The sequence below is a fragment of the Maritimimonas rapanae genome, assembly GCF_057837205.1.
The window spans coordinates 1,605,193-1,621,949 of record NZ_JBYQFI010000001.1; the positions used below are offsets into that span (position 1 = coordinate 1,605,193).

The 16,757-nt window shown below is 33.4% G+C and carries 12 protein-coding genes; 10 read left to right on the plus strand and 2 right to left on the minus strand.

What is annotated here, in order from left to right; genetic code table 11:
• Positions 1–2: 2 nt before the first annotated feature.
• Together AC3IF2_RS07670 and AC3IF2_RS07675 are read left to right on the plus strand one after the other, a co-directional pair.
• Positions 3–1,193 (plus strand): acetyl-CoA C-acyltransferase, encoded by a 1,191-nt coding sequence (locus AC3IF2_RS07670; protein ID WP_489166487.1) that lies wholly within the window; start codon positions 3–5, stop codon positions 1,191–1,193.
• A gap of 19 nt (positions 1,194–1,212) precedes the next feature.
• Complete coding sequence (locus tag AC3IF2_RS07675) at positions 1,213–3,015, plus strand: acyl-CoA dehydrogenase FadE (RefSeq protein WP_489166488.1); 1,803 nt, start codon at positions 1,213–1,215, stop codon at positions 3,013–3,015.
• 85 nt (positions 3,016–3,100) lie between these two features.
• Here the strand turns inward: AC3IF2_RS07675 and AC3IF2_RS07680 are convergent, their stop codons facing one another.
• A complete protein-coding gene (locus tag AC3IF2_RS07680; RefSeq protein ID WP_489166489.1) occupies positions 3,101–4,549 on the minus strand; it encodes a S8 family peptidase in 1,449 nt (482 codons plus the stop codon).
• 215 nt (positions 4,550–4,764) lie between these two features.
• Between AC3IF2_RS07680 and AC3IF2_RS07685 the strand changes: the two genes are divergently transcribed.
• From AC3IF2_RS07685 to AC3IF2_RS07700, 4 genes are all read left to right on the plus strand, one after another.
• The gene (locus tag AC3IF2_RS07685; RefSeq protein ID WP_489166490.1) at positions 4,765–7,362 is read left to right on the plus strand and encodes a zinc-dependent metalloprotease; all 2,598 of its coding nucleotides are present in this window, start codon (positions 4,765–4,767) and stop codon (positions 7,360–7,362) included.
• Positions 7,363–7,462: 100 nt separating this feature from the next.
• Positions 7,463–10,750 (plus strand): amidohydrolase family protein, encoded by a 3,288-nt coding sequence (locus AC3IF2_RS07690; RefSeq protein WP_489166491.1) that lies wholly within the window; start codon positions 7,463–7,465, stop codon positions 10,748–10,750.
• Between the two features lie 75 nt (positions 10,751–10,825).
• Positions 10,826–11,842, plus strand: coding sequence for a hypothetical protein (locus AC3IF2_RS07695; RefSeq protein ID WP_489166492.1), 1,017 nt, complete (start codon positions 10,826–10,828; stop codon positions 11,840–11,842).
• 1 nt (position 11,843) lies between these two features.
• Positions 11,844–12,386 (plus strand): DUF4287 domain-containing protein, encoded by a 543-nt coding sequence (locus AC3IF2_RS07700; protein ID WP_489166493.1) that lies wholly within the window; start codon positions 11,844–11,846, stop codon positions 12,384–12,386.
• Between the two features lie 2 nt (positions 12,387–12,388).
• On the opposite strand, the gene AC3IF2_RS07705 is transcribed toward AC3IF2_RS07700, so the two are convergent.
• Complete coding sequence (locus tag AC3IF2_RS07705; protein ID WP_489166494.1) at positions 12,389–12,988, minus strand: hypothetical protein; 600 nt, start codon at positions 12,986–12,988, stop codon at positions 12,389–12,391.
• A 73-nt stretch (positions 12,989–13,061) separates the two neighbouring features.
• On the opposite strand from AC3IF2_RS07705, the gene AC3IF2_RS07710 reads away from it, so the two are divergent.
• The 4 genes from AC3IF2_RS07710 to AC3IF2_RS07725 all read left to right on the plus strand — a co-directional run bounded on the left by AC3IF2_RS07710 (position 13,062) and on the right by AC3IF2_RS07725 (position 16,756).
• A complete protein-coding gene (locus tag AC3IF2_RS07710; protein ID WP_489166495.1) occupies positions 13,062–13,631 on the plus strand; it encodes a YdeI/OmpD-associated family protein in 570 nt (189 codons plus the stop codon).
• A gap of 104 nt (positions 13,632–13,735) precedes the next feature.
• Complete coding sequence (locus tag AC3IF2_RS07715; protein ID WP_489166496.1) at positions 13,736–15,232, plus strand: S10 family peptidase; 1,497 nt, start codon at positions 13,736–13,738, stop codon at positions 15,230–15,232.
• A 5-nt stretch (positions 15,233–15,237) separates the two neighbouring features.
• Positions 15,238–16,134: a TolB-like translocation protein gene (locus tag AC3IF2_RS07720; protein ID WP_489166497.1), complete on the plus strand. Its 897-nt coding sequence runs from the start codon at positions 15,238–15,240 to the stop codon at positions 16,132–16,134.
• Entirely contained in the window at positions 16,121–16,756 is a 636-nt protein-coding gene (locus tag AC3IF2_RS07725; protein WP_489166498.1) for a peptidylprolyl isomerase, read from the plus strand. Before AC3IF2_RS07720 ends, AC3IF2_RS07725 begins: the two co-directional genes overlap by 14 nt.
• Position 16,757: the final 1 nt, after the last annotated feature.

A 16,757-nucleotide genomic window follows, 5' to 3' on the forward strand; every position in this document is an offset into this window, starting at 1 on the left:
AAATGAAAACAGCATATATAGTAAAAGGATATAGAACCGCCGTAGGTAAATCTAAAAAAGGTGGATTCAGATTTAAAAGAGCTGATGAATTGGCTGCAGAAACTATTCAGTATCTGATGAGTAAGCTGCCTGATTTTGATGTAAAACGTATCGATGATGTAATCGTTGGTAATGCTATGCCAGAAGGTTCACAAGGTTTAAACATGGCCCGTATTATTTCTTTAATAGGATTGGATACAGTTGATGTTCCTGGTGTAACCGTAAATCGTTTTTGTGCTTCTGGGTTGGAAACTATTGGCACTGCCGTCGCTAAAATTCAAGCGGGAATGGCTGATTGTATTATTGCTGGCGGTGCAGAAAGTATGAGTTCGGTACCCATGACAGGATTTAAGCCAGAATTGAATTACAATATTGTAAATTCTGGTCACGAAGATTATTACTGGGGAATGGGTAATACCGCTGAAGCTGTCGCTCAAGAATACAACGTATCTCGAGAAGATCAGGATGAATTCGCTTATAATTCTCACATGAAAGCTTTAAAAGCTCTAGATGGAGATCGTTTTCAAGATCAAATCGCTCCAATTGAAGTAGAAGAAAATTACATTGATGGTAAAGGCAAAAAAGCTACACGCAAGTTTACTGTAAATAAAGATGAAGGCCCACGCCGAGGTACAAGCAAAGAAGCTCTAGCAAAATTACGACCAGTATTTGCTGCCAATGGTAGTGTAACTGCAGGTAATTCATCACAAACTAGTGATGGCGCAGCATTTGTACTAGTAATGAATGAGGAAATGGTAAAAGAGTTAAATCTCGAACCTATAGCTCGTTTGGTAAGTTATGCCGCAGCTGGTGTACCACCTCGTATTATGGGTATAGGACCAATAGCCGCTATACCTAAAGCATTAAAACAAGGTGGGTTAGCGCAAAAAGATATAGAATTGATTGAACTAAATGAAGCATTTGCATCACAATCATTGGCAGTAATTCGAGAATTAGATTTAAACAATGATATCGTAAATGTAAACGGCGGAGCTATAGCACTTGGGCATCCTTTAGGATGTACTGGTGCAAAACTGTCAGTTCAATTATTTGATGAAATGCGTAAGCGAGACATGAAAGGTAAACATGGTATGGTTACCATGTGTGTTGGTACAGGTCAAGGTGCAGCAGGCATATTTGAATTTTTAAACTAAAAATAACAACAAAGTAATAATGGAAGTAATAGAAAAAGATATTTTACGTGGAGGGCAATTCCTTGTAAAAGAGACAAAATGTGAAGATGTTTTTACTCCAGAAGATTTTTCTGAAGAACAAACAATGATGAAAGAAGCTGTGATGGAGTTTAATGATCGTGAGATTATTCCGCACAAAGCTAGATTTGAAGCAAAAGATTATGCATTAACAGAAGAATGTATGCGTAAAGCTGGTGAACTTGGATTCTTAGGTGTTGCCGTTCCAGAAGCTTATGGAGGTATGGATATGGGCTTTGTATCTACTATGTTAGTGTGTGATTATATATCGAGTGGTACAGGTTCATTTAGTACAGCATTTGGCGCACATACTGGTATTGGTACAATGCCAATTACACTATATGGAACAGAAGAACAAAAGAAAAAGTATGTTCCTAAATTGGCTACTGGTGAATGGTTTGGTGCTTATTGTTTAACAGAGCCTGGTGCTGGATCTGACGCAAACTCTGGTAAAACTACCGCTATCCTATCTGAAGATGGAAAAAGCTATAAGATAAATGGTCAAAAAATGTGGATATCTAATGCAGGGTTTTGTAGTTTAATGATTGTTTTTGCTCGTATTGAAGATGACAAAAATATTACAGGATTTATTGTTGAAAACGATCCAGGTAATGGAATTACAATGGGTGAAGAAGAGCATAAACTAGGTATTCGTGCTTCTTCTACACGACAAGTATTTTTTAATGACACTGTAGTTCCTGTTGAAAATATGTTATCTGAAAGAGGTAACGGATTTAAAATAGCAATGAATGCATTAAATGTAGGTCGTATCAAATTGGCAGCAGCTTGTTTAGATTCTCAGAGACGTATTACTTCTTTAGGGGTTCAATATGCTAATGAGCGTAAACAATTTAAAACTCCAATTGCTGATTTTGGGGCTATAAAAACTAAGCTTGCAGAAATGGCTACAAGCGCTTATGCAGGTGAGTCTGCTTGTTATAGAGCCGCTAAAAATATTGAAGACAGAATCGCTATTAGGCAAGCATCTGGTAATACGCATCAAGAAGCTGAGTTAAAAGGTGTAGAAGAATATGCCATAGAATGTTCCATTCTAAAAGTTGCTGTTTCAGAAGATGTACAAAATTGTGCTGATGAGGGTATTCAAATTTTTGGAGGCATGGGATTCTCTGAAGAAACACCAATGGAAGCTGCATGGAGAGATGCTCGTATTGCTCGTATTTATGAGGGCACCAATGAAATTAATAGGATGTTATGTGTTGGAATGTTGGTCAAAAAAGCAATGAAAGGACATGTTGATTTATTAGGTCCAGCTCAAGCTGTACAAGAAGAATTAATGGGTATTCCTTCTTTTGACACACCTGATTATTCTGAATTGTTTTCAGAAGAAAAAGAAATGATTAAGAAATTAAAAAAGACATTCTTAATGGTAGCTGGAGGTGCAGTTCAAAAATATGGCCCACAATTAGAAGATCATCAACAATTATTAATTGCAGCAGCGGATATTTTAATTGAAATTTATATGGCTGAGTCTGCAATTTTAAGAACTGAAAAAAATGCGAAACGTTTTGGTGAAGAAGCGCAATCAGTTCAAATTGCAATGTCAAAACTATATTTATATCACGCAGTAGACATTATAGAAGAAAAAGGAAAAGAAAGTATTATTTCTTTTGCCGAAGGTGATGAACAACGCATGATGTTAATGGGCTTAAAACGTTTTACTAAATATACAAACTACCCAGATATTGTAGATTTACGCTTAGAGATAGCTGAAAAAGTGAAAGCAGAAAATAAATATTGTTTTTAATTTTTAATCGAAAACAAAGTTTAGTGGAAATTAAAAAGCCGATTCAAAATTGAATCGGCTTTTTTTTGACTAAATAAAATTGCGTCTATTTTACTGCGTTATAAGCATTTACACGTCCTGCTCCATAAACATCATCATTACCAGGTTTGCCTAAATCGTCTGCAGATTTTTTAAGTGCAGCTTCAACTTGTGCTGGTTTCATAGAACCTCCATTCTTTCCAATAATAATTGCTGCAACACCAGTTGCATGTGGTGCAGCCATACTTGTACCAACTGACCAATACCACCCGTTATTACCTGTACTAAATACATAGTCAAATAGATACGCAAAACGTGTCAATCCTCCTACTGTATATGTATTAAAACCTCCTGGTTCAAAAGCATATATAAAATCTCCACCTGGAGCCGCAAAATCAATTGTTGATTGGCCGTAATTTGAATATGACGCCAATTCATCAAGACTAGTTGATGGATCAGCAGCCCATCCTCTTGGAGCTGTAGCAGAAATGGATATCGCATGTGCAGCATCAGAAGGCATATGTACTAAATCTGCACTATGATCATAATCGGTTCCCGCATTACCTGCAGAGGTAATAACAGTAGTTCCATTTTGATAAGCAAAAGTTATAGCTCTGTTATATACATTAATATATTCTGCAATGTTTTTTGCATCTGTAAATCCTAATAAATTTCCACCACTATCATATACTCCTCCTCTTCTAGAAACCGTAGCACCAATACTCATATTAATTACATCAACATCGTTCATAGCAGCATAAATAATTCCATTAATTATATTTGAAAGCGAACCTGAACCAGCATCTCTAAGTACTTTTATTAAGACTAGATCCACTTCAGGTGCTACACCAATAGTACCATACCCATTATCAGCCGCAGCTACAGTTCCTGCAGTATGAGTTCCATGACTAAATGTATCAGGAAGAGCGTATTGCAAACCTTCTCCTGTAAAATCTCTACTTAAAGCAAAATTAATGTTTGGAGCCAAATCTTGATGATCTAGATCAAATCCTGTATCAAGAACAGCCACTCTAACTCCTGCTCCTCTATAACCAGCATTCCAAGCTTCAACAGCATCAACCGCATCATGCCCCCATTGTAAATCAAAAAAGAAATCATCATCACCACTTACAGGTGGGTTAGCAAAATCAGCCTCTATAGCCTCTCTTCTTTCGTTTGGGTCTAACCACTCTGTAACCAAATCAGGCACAACAGACTTTATACCTTTTATATTAGATGCGTTTTCAATAAAGTTAGGGTCATTAGATTCAACAACCGCAACACCAATTGAAGAGATTTTTTCTTTTAATTTTCCATTAGCTTTGGTAATAGCATCATTCAAGTTATTAGAAAGTGAATTAGAATTTGAAATAACTAAAAACCTATTGGTTGAGTTAGTACTTTTAGTAATACTTAGATCATCTTTTGCCGAGGTATCAATTATACTTTCTTCTTTTTCACATGCAAAAAATAATACTACTGACATCAGTAGTACAATAAATTTCGTTTTTTTCATAGATATATTATTTAAATTAATTAAAAAGTGGCGTGAATTTACCATTTTTTTTGTAAAAAGAAGATTTTATAGTTAAAAAAATAAACATTTAACAACTATAGTGTTAACATTTTTTAACATTTAACATTCTTAACTGAGTAGTTAAATTTTTTACCTTAGCAAAATTCTAAAAAAGTATATCAGTTTGTTATACTTGATTAATTTAATTCACTACTATGAAATTTAACTATTCTAAGACTGCGAAATTGTTTTCGTTGGCAATTTTACTTACAGCGTTTTTAATTCCTCAAAATACTGAGGCACAACGAAAAAAAAGAAAAAAGAAAGGCAAGACCGAAATGCCTGCTAACCCAACTCCTAAAAAATCGAAGGAGAAAAAAATAAAAGATTTAATAAAATCAAGTAAAGAAATTGACGGGTTATTTAAGATCTATCAAGATACTGTTTCTGGCACTACGCAAATGCTAATTAGAGAAGATCAACTGGGTAAAGAGTTTATTCACTTTAACCAAGTTGCAGATGGCGTTTTAGATGCTGGAAGGTTTAGAGGTGCTTTTGGACGTGCAAAAGTTTTTAAAGTAAAAAAACATTTCAATAAAATAGAATTTATAACACAAAATACATCTTTCTACTTCGACCCAAATAATGCCATCTCTAAATCAAAAGATGCTAATATGAGTGAAGGTAATATGGCTAGTCTAAAAATTGAAGCATATGATAAAGCTAAAGGACTTTATTTAGTAAAATCAGACGGGTTATTTTTAAAGGAAACGCTTTCTCAAGTTAAACCTCCTAGACGACCAGGTCAAAGACCTACAGCATTTACTTTAGGTAATTTAGATAAGAATAAAACTAAAATAAATTCTGTAAATAATTATCCTGATAATACAAATATTGCGGTAGAATATGTGTATTCAAAACCATCTGTCTTAAATGGTGGGTCAGCAGCAGTTACAGACGGAAGAAATGTAAGCATTAAAGTTTATCATAGCTTAATTGCAATGCCTGAAAATGATTATGAACCAAGATTTGATGACCCAAGAGTAGGTTACTTTTTTACAGGAGTAACAGATCAAACATCTACTGGTTCAACTCCTTATCGTGATTTAATTCACCGTTGGAATCTAAAAAAGAAAGATCCAAATGTCGCTGTGTCAGAACCAGTTGAACCAATTACTTGGTGGATGGAAAATTCAACCCCTGTTGAATGGAGAGAAACTATTAAACAAGGTGTTGAAGAATGGAATAAAGCCTTTGAAAAGGCAGGTTTTAAAAATGCTGTAGTTTGTAAAATGCAACCCGATGATGCAGACTGGGATGCAGGTGATATTCGTTACAATGTTTTACGTTGGACTTCTTCACCAAATCCACCATTTGGAGGATATGGTCCAAGTTTTGTAAACCCTAGAACTGGTCAAATTATAGGAGCTGATATTATGCTTGAATATGTGCACTTTACTAATAGAGTGATGTATGATAAACTATTTGATTTAGCTGCAATACAAAAAGAATTTAACCCTTCTGAGTTTTTACAAGAAAATCAATTTACTTGCTCAATGGGACATTTAATGCATGAAAATACGATGTTTGGTCAAGCAGTTTTAGCAGCTGACGGTGCAACTGATTTACAAATGGAGCGTATGAAAAAAGAAGCAATGCTTGCTTTAATTATGCATGAAGTTGGTCATACTTTAGGATTAAATCATAATATGAAGGCTAGTCAAATGTTCTCTCCAGAAGAATTAGCTAATGCTGATTTGATCAAAGGAAAATGTTTAACAGGTTCTGTAATGGATTATGCTGGTATTAACTTAACAAAAGATAAAACAAAGCAAGGACAGTTTTATGACACATCTGTTGGTCCTTATGATATTTGGGCTATTCAATATGGTTATACTCCATTTAAATCAAAAGCTGAAATGAATACCTTATTAGCTCAATCAACAAAACCTGAGTTAACTTTTGGTAACGATGCTGATGATATGCGTGCTCCTGGTAAGGCTATTGATCCAAGAGTAATGGTAGGTGATTTATCTAGTGACCAAATTGGCTATTCTATTGATCGTATTGAATTAGTAAACGATATGATGAATGATGTGAAATCTAAATTTACAAAAGATGGGAAATCATTTCAAGAACTACGTAGAGCATATTACATTTTAAGTGGTCAAAGAGCTTGGGCTGGTAATGTAATTTCAAGGTTTATTGGTGGTGTTTATGTCGACAGAGCTATGGCTGGTCAAGGCGGTGGAACTAAACCATACACTCCTGTAAGTTTAGAAGATCAAAAAAGAGCGATGAACGCTTTAAGTAAGTATATATTTGCGCCAAATGCTTTTAAAGCACCAAATGATCTTTACAATTATCTCGCTATGCAGCGTAGAGGATTTAATTTCTTCAGATCACCAGAAGATCCAAAAATTCATAATCAAGTATTGACTTACCAAAAAAATGTACTGAATCATATTTTACACCCTAATACATTACAAAGAATTTCAGATTCTGAATTATATGGTAATCAATATAGTTTGTCGAGCTTTATGACCGATCTTAATAGAGCTCTTTTTAATGCAGATAGATATTCTAGCGTAAATTCATTTAGACAAAATTTACAAGTTGAATATACAAATAGGTTAATTAGTATGTTGACAGGTAAGCAAAAAGGAAGGTTTACTAATGCAGCAAAATCAATGGCCTTATATAACCTAAAGAATATTAGAACTATGGCTACACCAACTGGTAACGTAGCAACAAGAGCCCATAGACAGCACCTACGTACATTAATTGATAATGCATTGAAGGAAATTAAATAATTTTAGTTTTATTTTCTGTTAAGAAGAGTCATAACACTTTAGTTGTGACTCTTTTTTTATAATTGATTATCTTAGTAAGCTAACTCAACTACCTATAACAATGAACAATTTCAAACACATTTTATTTATCGGAATATTGAGCATTTTTAGTTTAAATGCTCAAGAAAAAAAGGATAAAAAATGGGATGTCTCAAATCCTGAAGGAGAATTTAACTTCAAAGAAGTGCAACTATCAACAGATGAAGGCACTTGGATGAATCTCGATGTTAGTCCTAATGGAAAAGAGATAGTATTCGATCTTCTCGGTGATATCTATAAAATGCCTATTACTGGAGGAAAAGCTAAACTATTGCGAGAAGGACTTTCTTTTGAAGTGCAACCAAGATTTAGCCCAGATGGTTCTAAAATTCTATTTACAAGTGATGCAGGCGGTGGTGATAATATTTGGACTATGAATTCCGATGGATCAGATGCAAAACAAATAACTAAAGAAAAATTTAGATTACTAAACAATGGCACATGGTCAGCCGATGGTAATTATATCATTGCACGTAAACATTTTACCTCACAACGTTCATTAGGTGCTGGTGAAATGTGGATGTATCATATTACTGGTGGATCTGGAACACAAATTACGAAACGTAAAAATGATCAGCAAGATGTTAATGAACCCAATGCATCATTAGATGGTAAGTATTTGTATTATAGTGAAGATGTATATCCAGGTGGTTTTTTTCAATACAACAAAGACCCTAACAAGCAGATATATGTCATCAAACGCTACAATTTCGAAACTGGCGAAACCGAAACGATTACTGGAGGTCCAGGTGGAGCTGCCAGACCTCAAATATCTAGAGATGGTAAAAAACTAGCCTTTATAAAGCGAGTACGCACTAAAACGGTATTGTTTATTCATGATTTAGAAACTGGTGAAGAATGGCCTGTTTATGATAATTTAAATAAAGATCAGCAGGAAGCATGGGCTATTTTTGGTGTGTATCCTGGTTTTAGTTGGATGCCTAATAATGAAGAACTTGTATTTTGGGCAGGTGGTAAAATCCATAAAATAAATATAAATTCTGTTAAAGTTGAGAATATCCCTTTTGAAGCTGATACAAAAATTAAAATTGCTGAAACTGTAGCATTTGACAATCCTGTTTTCACTGAAGGTTTTACAGCTAAGGTTATTCGTGGAGCAGTAACTTCCCCAGATGTAAAATCAATCGTTTTTAACGCATTAGGTTATTTGTGGGCTAAGAAACTCCCTAATGGAACACCAAAACGTTTAACAAAAGGAACTGATTTTGAATCAGAACCTAGCTTTTCTCCAGACGGTAAAAACATTGTTTATGTATCATGGAATGATGAAAATTTAGGAGCTATTTATAAAATTCCTGCAAAAGGAGGAAGTCCAGTAAAGTTAACCTCTTCGAAGGGTATTTACAGAAATCCTGCTTTCAATAATAGCGGCTCTAAAATTGCTTATGTCAAACAAAATGGCAATGGCGATCAAGGTAGAACCTTTGCAAAAAATACAGGTATTTATCTAATGGATACCGATGGCTCTAACGACAAACGTCTTACAAAAAATGGTGATTATCCTACTTTTAGTAAAAATGATAAACGTGTTTTATATCAAACAGGTGGCTACTTATTTGGCAGCCTAACCAAAGAATTAAAGAGTGTTAATCTTAACGGAGAGGATGAAAGAACACATGTAAAATCTAAGTATGCTAATCGTTTAGTACCAAGCCCCAATAATCAATGGATCGCTTTTAGCCATTTACACAAAGCTTATATAGCTCCATTACTGTTGACAGGAAAAACAGTTGACCTAGATAGTAAAACCAAAACAGTTCCTGTATCGCAAATTTCTAAAGATGCAGGTATCAATTTGCATTGGTCTAAAGACAGTAAAAAAGTGTATTGGACGCTTGGTGAAGAATACTTTTCGAACAAAGTATCTGAGCGTTTTACATTTTTAAACAATTCACCTGATAGTATTCCGCCGGTTACCGAAAAAGGTATTAAAATTGGCTTGACTTCTAAAAGTGATAAACCAGAGGGTCGCATTGCTTTCACCAATGCCAGAATTATAACTATGGAAGGAGATCAAGTTATTGAAAATGGCACCATTGTTATCAATGAAAATAAAATTGTATCGCTTGGTAAAACTGGTGATGTTTCTGTTCCTTCTAATACTAAAGTATATGATGTAGTAGGCAAAACAATCATGCCAGGTATTGTAGATGCGCATGCACATGTTGGTGGTTTTAGATATGGTTTAACAACACAAAAGCATTGGCAATTTTATGCAAACTTAGCCTATGGTGTTACTACCGCGCATGACCCTTCAGCTAATTCTGAATCTATCTTTGCAATGTCTGAATTGATAAAAAACGGAACTATGGTTGGCCCACGGCTCTACTCTACAGGTGTAATACTATATGGTGCCGATGGTGATTTTAAAGCTGAAGTGAATAGTTTAGAAGATGCACGCTCTGCAATTAGGCGTACTAAAGCTTTTGGTGCTTTATCAGTAAAAAGTTATAATCAGCCAAGACGTGAACAACGTCAACAAATATTACAAGCCGCAAGAGAGGAAGGAATATTTGTTGTTCCTGAAGGCGGCTCAACATTCTACCATAACATGAATATGATTATGGACGGACATACAGGTATAGAACATAATATTCCTGTTGCGCCAGTGTATAAAGATGTGGTTACACTTTGGAGTAATAGTAACACAGGATATACCCCAACTTTAGTTGTGAATTATGCAGGAATGAGTGGCGAATATTATTGGTATCAAAAAGATAATATTTGGGAGAATGAAAAGCTATTAAAATATACGCCTAGACGAATTATTGATGCTCGCTCTCGTCATAGAACCATGATACCTATGGAAGAATATGAAAACGGACATATCTTAACCTCTAAGACTTGTAAATCACTGACTGATGCCGGAGTAAAAGTCAATTTAGGAGCTCATGGTCAAATGCAAGGTTTAGGTGCTCATTGGGAGTTATGGATGTTACAACAAGGTGGCATGACTAATCTAGAAGCATTACGAGCAGCTACATTAAATGGTGCTGAATATATCGGTATGGGTAACGAAATAGGTTCCTTAAAAGTCGGTAAGCTAGCCGATTTAATAGTACTCCACAAAAACCCTTTAGATGATATACTAAATACCGACAGTGTTAAATACACCATGGTAAATGGTAGATTGTATGATACTGAAACTATGAATGAGATCGGTAATACTGAAAAAACGAGAACTAAATTCTATTGGGAAAATAATAAGTACAATCAGTCTTTTCAATGGCATGAAGAAGCACAAAGTTTTACATTGCCAGGCTGTGGTTGTGGCCTTGGACATAAATAAGTTAAATTATTATCTAATGATGTAACTAATTAGCTTAAAATTAGACTAATAGTTAACAACACAAATAACGAAACTATGACTAAAACAACCTCCATTAACAATTTATTTTTAGTGTTTGGAGTTCCAATATTATTAATACTTACCATAGTATTTTTTTCACAGACTTCCTTCTTTAATTCCAATACAAAAATGATGTCATTGGCAATGACATTAGATTTATTATTAAGTGTTCCTTTAATTTATTACTTCTTAATTAGAAAAAAGAATATTCCTAAAACAACAGTAATTCCTGTGTTTATTCTAGGGATTATTGTTGCTTCTTTCATCATTCCAAAAGAAAATCAATATTTGCTACAAATAGCTAAAACCTGGGTATTGCCTATAGTTGAAATAAGTCTTCTTTCTTATTTAGGACTCAAAATTTATAAAACAGTTCAACTATTTAAACTAGAAAAGAAGAATTCTACAGATTTTTTCACAATTGCAAAAAAGGTTTCTAATGAAATCGCTACTGGTAAAATAGCCACACTCCTAGCAACAGAAATAGCAGTAATTTATTACAGTTTATTTAACTGGAAAAAACGAAACTTATGTTATAATGAGTTCTCTTATCATAAAAATACAGGCAGCATTACTCTTTTAATTGGTATTATTTTTATTATAGGTATTGAAACAGTGGTATTGCATATATTAATTGCAAAATGGAATATTACATTAGCATGGATAGTTTCAGGATTAAGTATATACACAGCAATACAGATATTAGCCATCATAAGATCAATCCCCAAAAGACCTATACTAATTGAAGAAAGTAAGATTTACCTTAGATATGGTATGCTTAATGAAACTACAATAGCAATTGATAATATTGAATCGATAGAATTATCAACTAAAGAAATTGATAAAAATAAAAATATACGCAAATTGTCTCCTTTAGGTGATATGGAAGGTCATAATATTATTCTTCATCTAAAGAATGAAAACACTCTTAATGGGTTTTATGGTATTAATAAAAAATACAATTCCATTGCTTTTTATATTGATAATAAAGAAGCCTTTGTAAATAAATTAGATTCACTTGTAAACTTATAATATGGATAAAGCATTACAAACAATGATAGACAATATGCCTGAAAAAACAGGTAAGTCATTAGAAGAATGGATCAAAATTTTAAAAGTAAAAAACTTTGTAAAGCATGGTGAAGCCGTAAAATTTTTGAAAACCGAACACGGTGTTACACATGGTTTTGCTAATACTATTGTAACATTATCTAAACAGAATAACGATTCACCAGAAGATCTCGTTATTAATCAATATAAAGGTAAAGAAAATCTATTTCCAATTTATGAAAAGCTAATTTCAGAAATTTCAAAATTCGGTAATGATATTACAAATACACCAAAAAAGGCAAGTGTAAGTCTGATTAGAAAACATCAATTTGCATTAATTAAGCCAGCCACCAAAACTCGTATTGATCTCGGTTTAAAACTTAAAGAAAAACCTACCGAAGTTAGACTTGGTGATTCTGGTCCATTTGGAACTATGTGTACACATAGAGTACAACTAACTTCTGTTGATGAAGTTGATACTGAAGTTTTAAATTGGATTAAAGAAGCGTATGATAAATCAATATAAATCTACTCTCTCAATTTACCATTAAATACACTCACCTTAGAATTGAACGGGTTTCCAGAAGCTCTACGCATTAAAACCACCTGACCTGTGTGCCAAAGTGCATCAGCTATAGGTCCGTTAATATTATTCCAGAATGGAAATTCTCTTGAACCTCGATCACTCTTAAAAATTATCTTAAAATTAGTTAAATCCTTTTCATTTCTCAAGGCGTCTGCAGCAGTTTTAAAATTAAGCAATGTCTTTTTACGCTTCTCATCAAAACTTAATTCTTCTTCTCTCGGTAGCGTTCTATCATTTACAGCTTTAATTGCTCCATTTACAACTACTTTAGATAATCCATAAATATGGTCTATAGTTTCTTTACAAGCTCTTCCACTTTCGCTTGGCTTATAGTCTAAATCTTCTTGTCGCAAACCTTCTGTAGCCCAATAATATCTAAATCCTAATCCGTCAATCATTCTTGCAGCTACAGCTCCAGATGTGTACGATTCAGGATATTCAGGTATTTGATAATAAGGTAATTCCTCTATAGTAGGTTTTTGCGCATAGCTATTTGAAATAAAAAGTATAAATATTAACAAAAAAGAAGTAAGAAATTTCATGTTTCAGTTGTTTAATAATTAGTAGTTAAAGATACAATCAAAATCTTAACTTTACTGTTAATAAATTTTCTCAATGAAAGAAGAAAAGCCAGAACTCTATTTTACAAGAGATATAGATTGGTACGATTGGTTATTAAAAAGCCACGCCCAATCTAATGGTGTTTATATTATTCTGTATAAGTTAGAAACCAAAATACCAACCATGCGGTGGGAAGAAGCTGTTAAAGTAGCTTTATGTTTTGGTTGGATAGATTCTACTGTAAAAAGTTTAGGTAATGGTAGACGCAGACAATACTTTTGTCCTCGAAATCCTAAAAGCGTTTGGAGCGCCCTTAATAAAAGGTATATTGAAGAGTTACAAAAAGCTAACCTTATCCACGAAAGTGGATTTTTAAAAATAGAAGCTGCAAAAAAAGATGGTTCTTGGTTTGCTTTAGATGATGTAGAAAATGGAGTTATTCCAGATGATTTGCTACAAGCTTTTAATAAAAACTCTAAAGCATTCGAAAATTATAAGAATTTTTCTAAAAGCTATAGAAAAAGCTATTTGTATTGGTTAAATCAAGCTAAACGAGAAGAAACGAGACAAAAAAGAATAAAAGAAATAATTGATTTATGTAAAAAAAATATAAAATCTAAATAACTATAAAACTGATAAATAGATTATTAATATTAATATAAACGCTTATAAATTATTGCTATATTTGTGTGATTTCCTAAGCCCTACAGGCAGTCAAATTAAATATTATGAAAAAACAACTCATTAGAATATTCGCCATATTCTTGTGTGTCGCTTCAGCGTATGCGCAAGACAGAATGCTTAAAGCAGATTCTGCAGTTATTACAAAAAATACGGTAACAGTTAAAGGTAAATTAGTACCGTATACTGCAAAAGCAGGAACACAACCTGTCTGGGATAAAGACGGTAAAGTAATTGCTTCTCTTTTCTATACATATTATAAACGTTCAGATGTTAAAAATGATGCCAGTAGACCATTAATTATCTCCTTTAATGGAGGACCAGGTTCAGCTTCTGTTTGGATGCACGTTGCGTATACCGGTCCAAAAATTTTAAAGATCGATGACGAGGGATATCCTGTTCAACCTTATGGCGTTAAAGAAAATAATTATTCTGTATTAGATGTAGCAGATATTGTTTTTGTAAATCCTGTCAATACAGGATATTCAAGAATGTATAAAGATGAAAAAGGAAAATATCCAGACAAAAAACAATTCTTTGGTATTAATGCAGATATTAAATACTTAGCCGATTGGATCACCACTTTCGTTTCTCGTAATAATCGATGGCAATCACCTAAATATATAATTGGTGAAAGTTATGGAGGTACACGTGTTATGGGTTTAGCTGCTGAACTACAGAACAGACAGTGGATGTATTTAAACGGTGTTATTATGGTATCACCTGCCGATTATAAAGTATTTGAATCTGATGTCCCTGTTTCTACAGGAATTGATTTCCCTTATATGACAGCAGCAGCTTGGCATCATAAAATGTTACCACAAACATTACAGAGTAAAGATCTTTTAGAGATTTTACCAGAATCTGAAGAGTTTGCTATTAATGAATTAATACCAGCACTTGCTAAAGGTGGTTTTATAAATGATTCTGAGAAAAAAGCAATTGCTAAAAAAATGGCTTATTATTCTGGACTTTCTGAAAAATCAATTTTACAAAGTAATTTAGATGTAACTCCTCGATTTTTTTGGAAGGAGCTATTACGTGATAAAACAGGGCAAACGTTAGGTAGATTAGATTCTCGTTATTTAGGAATTGATAAAACAGAAACGGGTAAGGGCCCCGATTATAGTGCGGAGCTAACTTCGTGGTTACATTCATTTACACCCGCTATAAACTATTATATAAGAGAAGTTTTGAATTACAAAACTGATATAAAATATAACATGTTTGGACCTGTACGCCCTTGGGATAGAACTAATAATAATGTACGTGAAAATTTACGCCAGGCTATGGCTCAAAACCCATATCTAAATGTAATGACCCAGTCAGGTTATTATGATGGAGCCACAACCTATTCTGCTGCTAAATACAGCATGTGGCAAATTGACCCAAGTGGAAAAATGAAAGATCGTTTTGAGTTTAAAGGCTACAGAAGTGGTCATATGATGTACCTACGTAAAGAAGATTTAGAAAAAGCAAACGAAGACCTAAGAGCATTCATAAAAAAAACATTACCTAAAAACGGAACGCCAGCGAAGTATTAACTATAATGAAAAAGATTCTATTTATATTTTCGATCTTTACTTCGAGCCTTTGTATTTCGCAACCGGCAACAGAAGTATACCTTTTCGATTTTATTGTTAACGATAGTTTAAAAACATTTAAACTAGAAAACCCCGTAAATATATCTGAAAATGAAGGTGTTTATGACAATCAACCGTCTTTTTTACTAGACGGCACTGGCGTTCTTTTTGCTTCTACTAGAAATGATCAAACAGATATTGTTTTATATAATTTAGAAAACAATACTAAAGCTTGGCTTACAAATACTTTAGGTAGTGAGTATTCTCCAATACAATCTCCTGTAACTAAATATTTTACTGCTATACGATTAGAAGAAGATGAAACTCAATTGTTATGGATCTATCGCTTTAACAGAAAAAAACCTCAGGTTTTAATAGAGAATTTAAGAGTAGGTTATCATGCTTGGCTTAATAAAAAGATGGTAGTTTCTTTTGTGTTAAATGATCCGCCAACTTTAGAAGTTTCTAACCTTAAGTATAAGATTAAATACCCGATTGAAAAAAATATTGGGAGATCTATTCATGTTATTCCTAATACCCAATTAATAAGTTATATAAGCCATGAACACAAAGATCATGAAATATACTCTATTGATCCTTTAAACAGTAAAAAAGAATATATAGCAGATGCAGTTGCTGGTTCACAAGATATGGCATGGACACCAGATGGAACCATGATCATGGGAAAAGATGAAAAACTGTATAAATTGAAACCTGGCGAAGACAAAGAATGGGTTGAAATTGCCTCATTGAAAGAATTTGAATTAGATGGAATTACTAGGTTAGCTATAAGCCCATTAGGTAATAAAATTGCGATAGTTATTAACGAAAAAATTACTGAAACTCCTAATGAAGAAAATTAAAATATTCTTTATCCTTTCATTATTTCTTATTCCTGCTTGTAGCCCTAAAATTTTTAAAGAACGTTGGGCCAAAAAACAGGCTCCAGAAACCTTTAAAGCTCGTTTTGAAACTACTAAGGGTAATTTTGATATTGAAGCTAATAGAGAATGGTCACCAAAAGCTGTTGATCGATTGTATCAATTAATCTCATCTGAATTTTATACAGACATAGCTCTTTATAGAATTGTACCAAATTTTGTAGCACAATTTGGCATTCATAATGATTCTACTCTTAACTCTACTTGGAGGAAATATAAGGTGTCTGATGAACCAGCCATAGAAAAGAATATAGAAGGAGCAATTTCTTTTGCGAGAGGTGGAAAAGAAACAAGAACAACACAATTGTTTATAAACTTGAAAAGTAATTCGCCAAGATTAGATACACTTGAATATAATGGTGTAAAAGGATTTCCTGTTATAGCTAAAGTAACTGAGGGTATGGATGTGGTTAAATCATTCTATAAAGATTATGCAGAAAAACCCGGCCGTAAACAAGATTCCATTCAAAAATATGGTAATGCATATTTAAAAAAGAATTTTCCAAAACTAGACTATATTAATAAAGCTTACATTTTAAAATAAC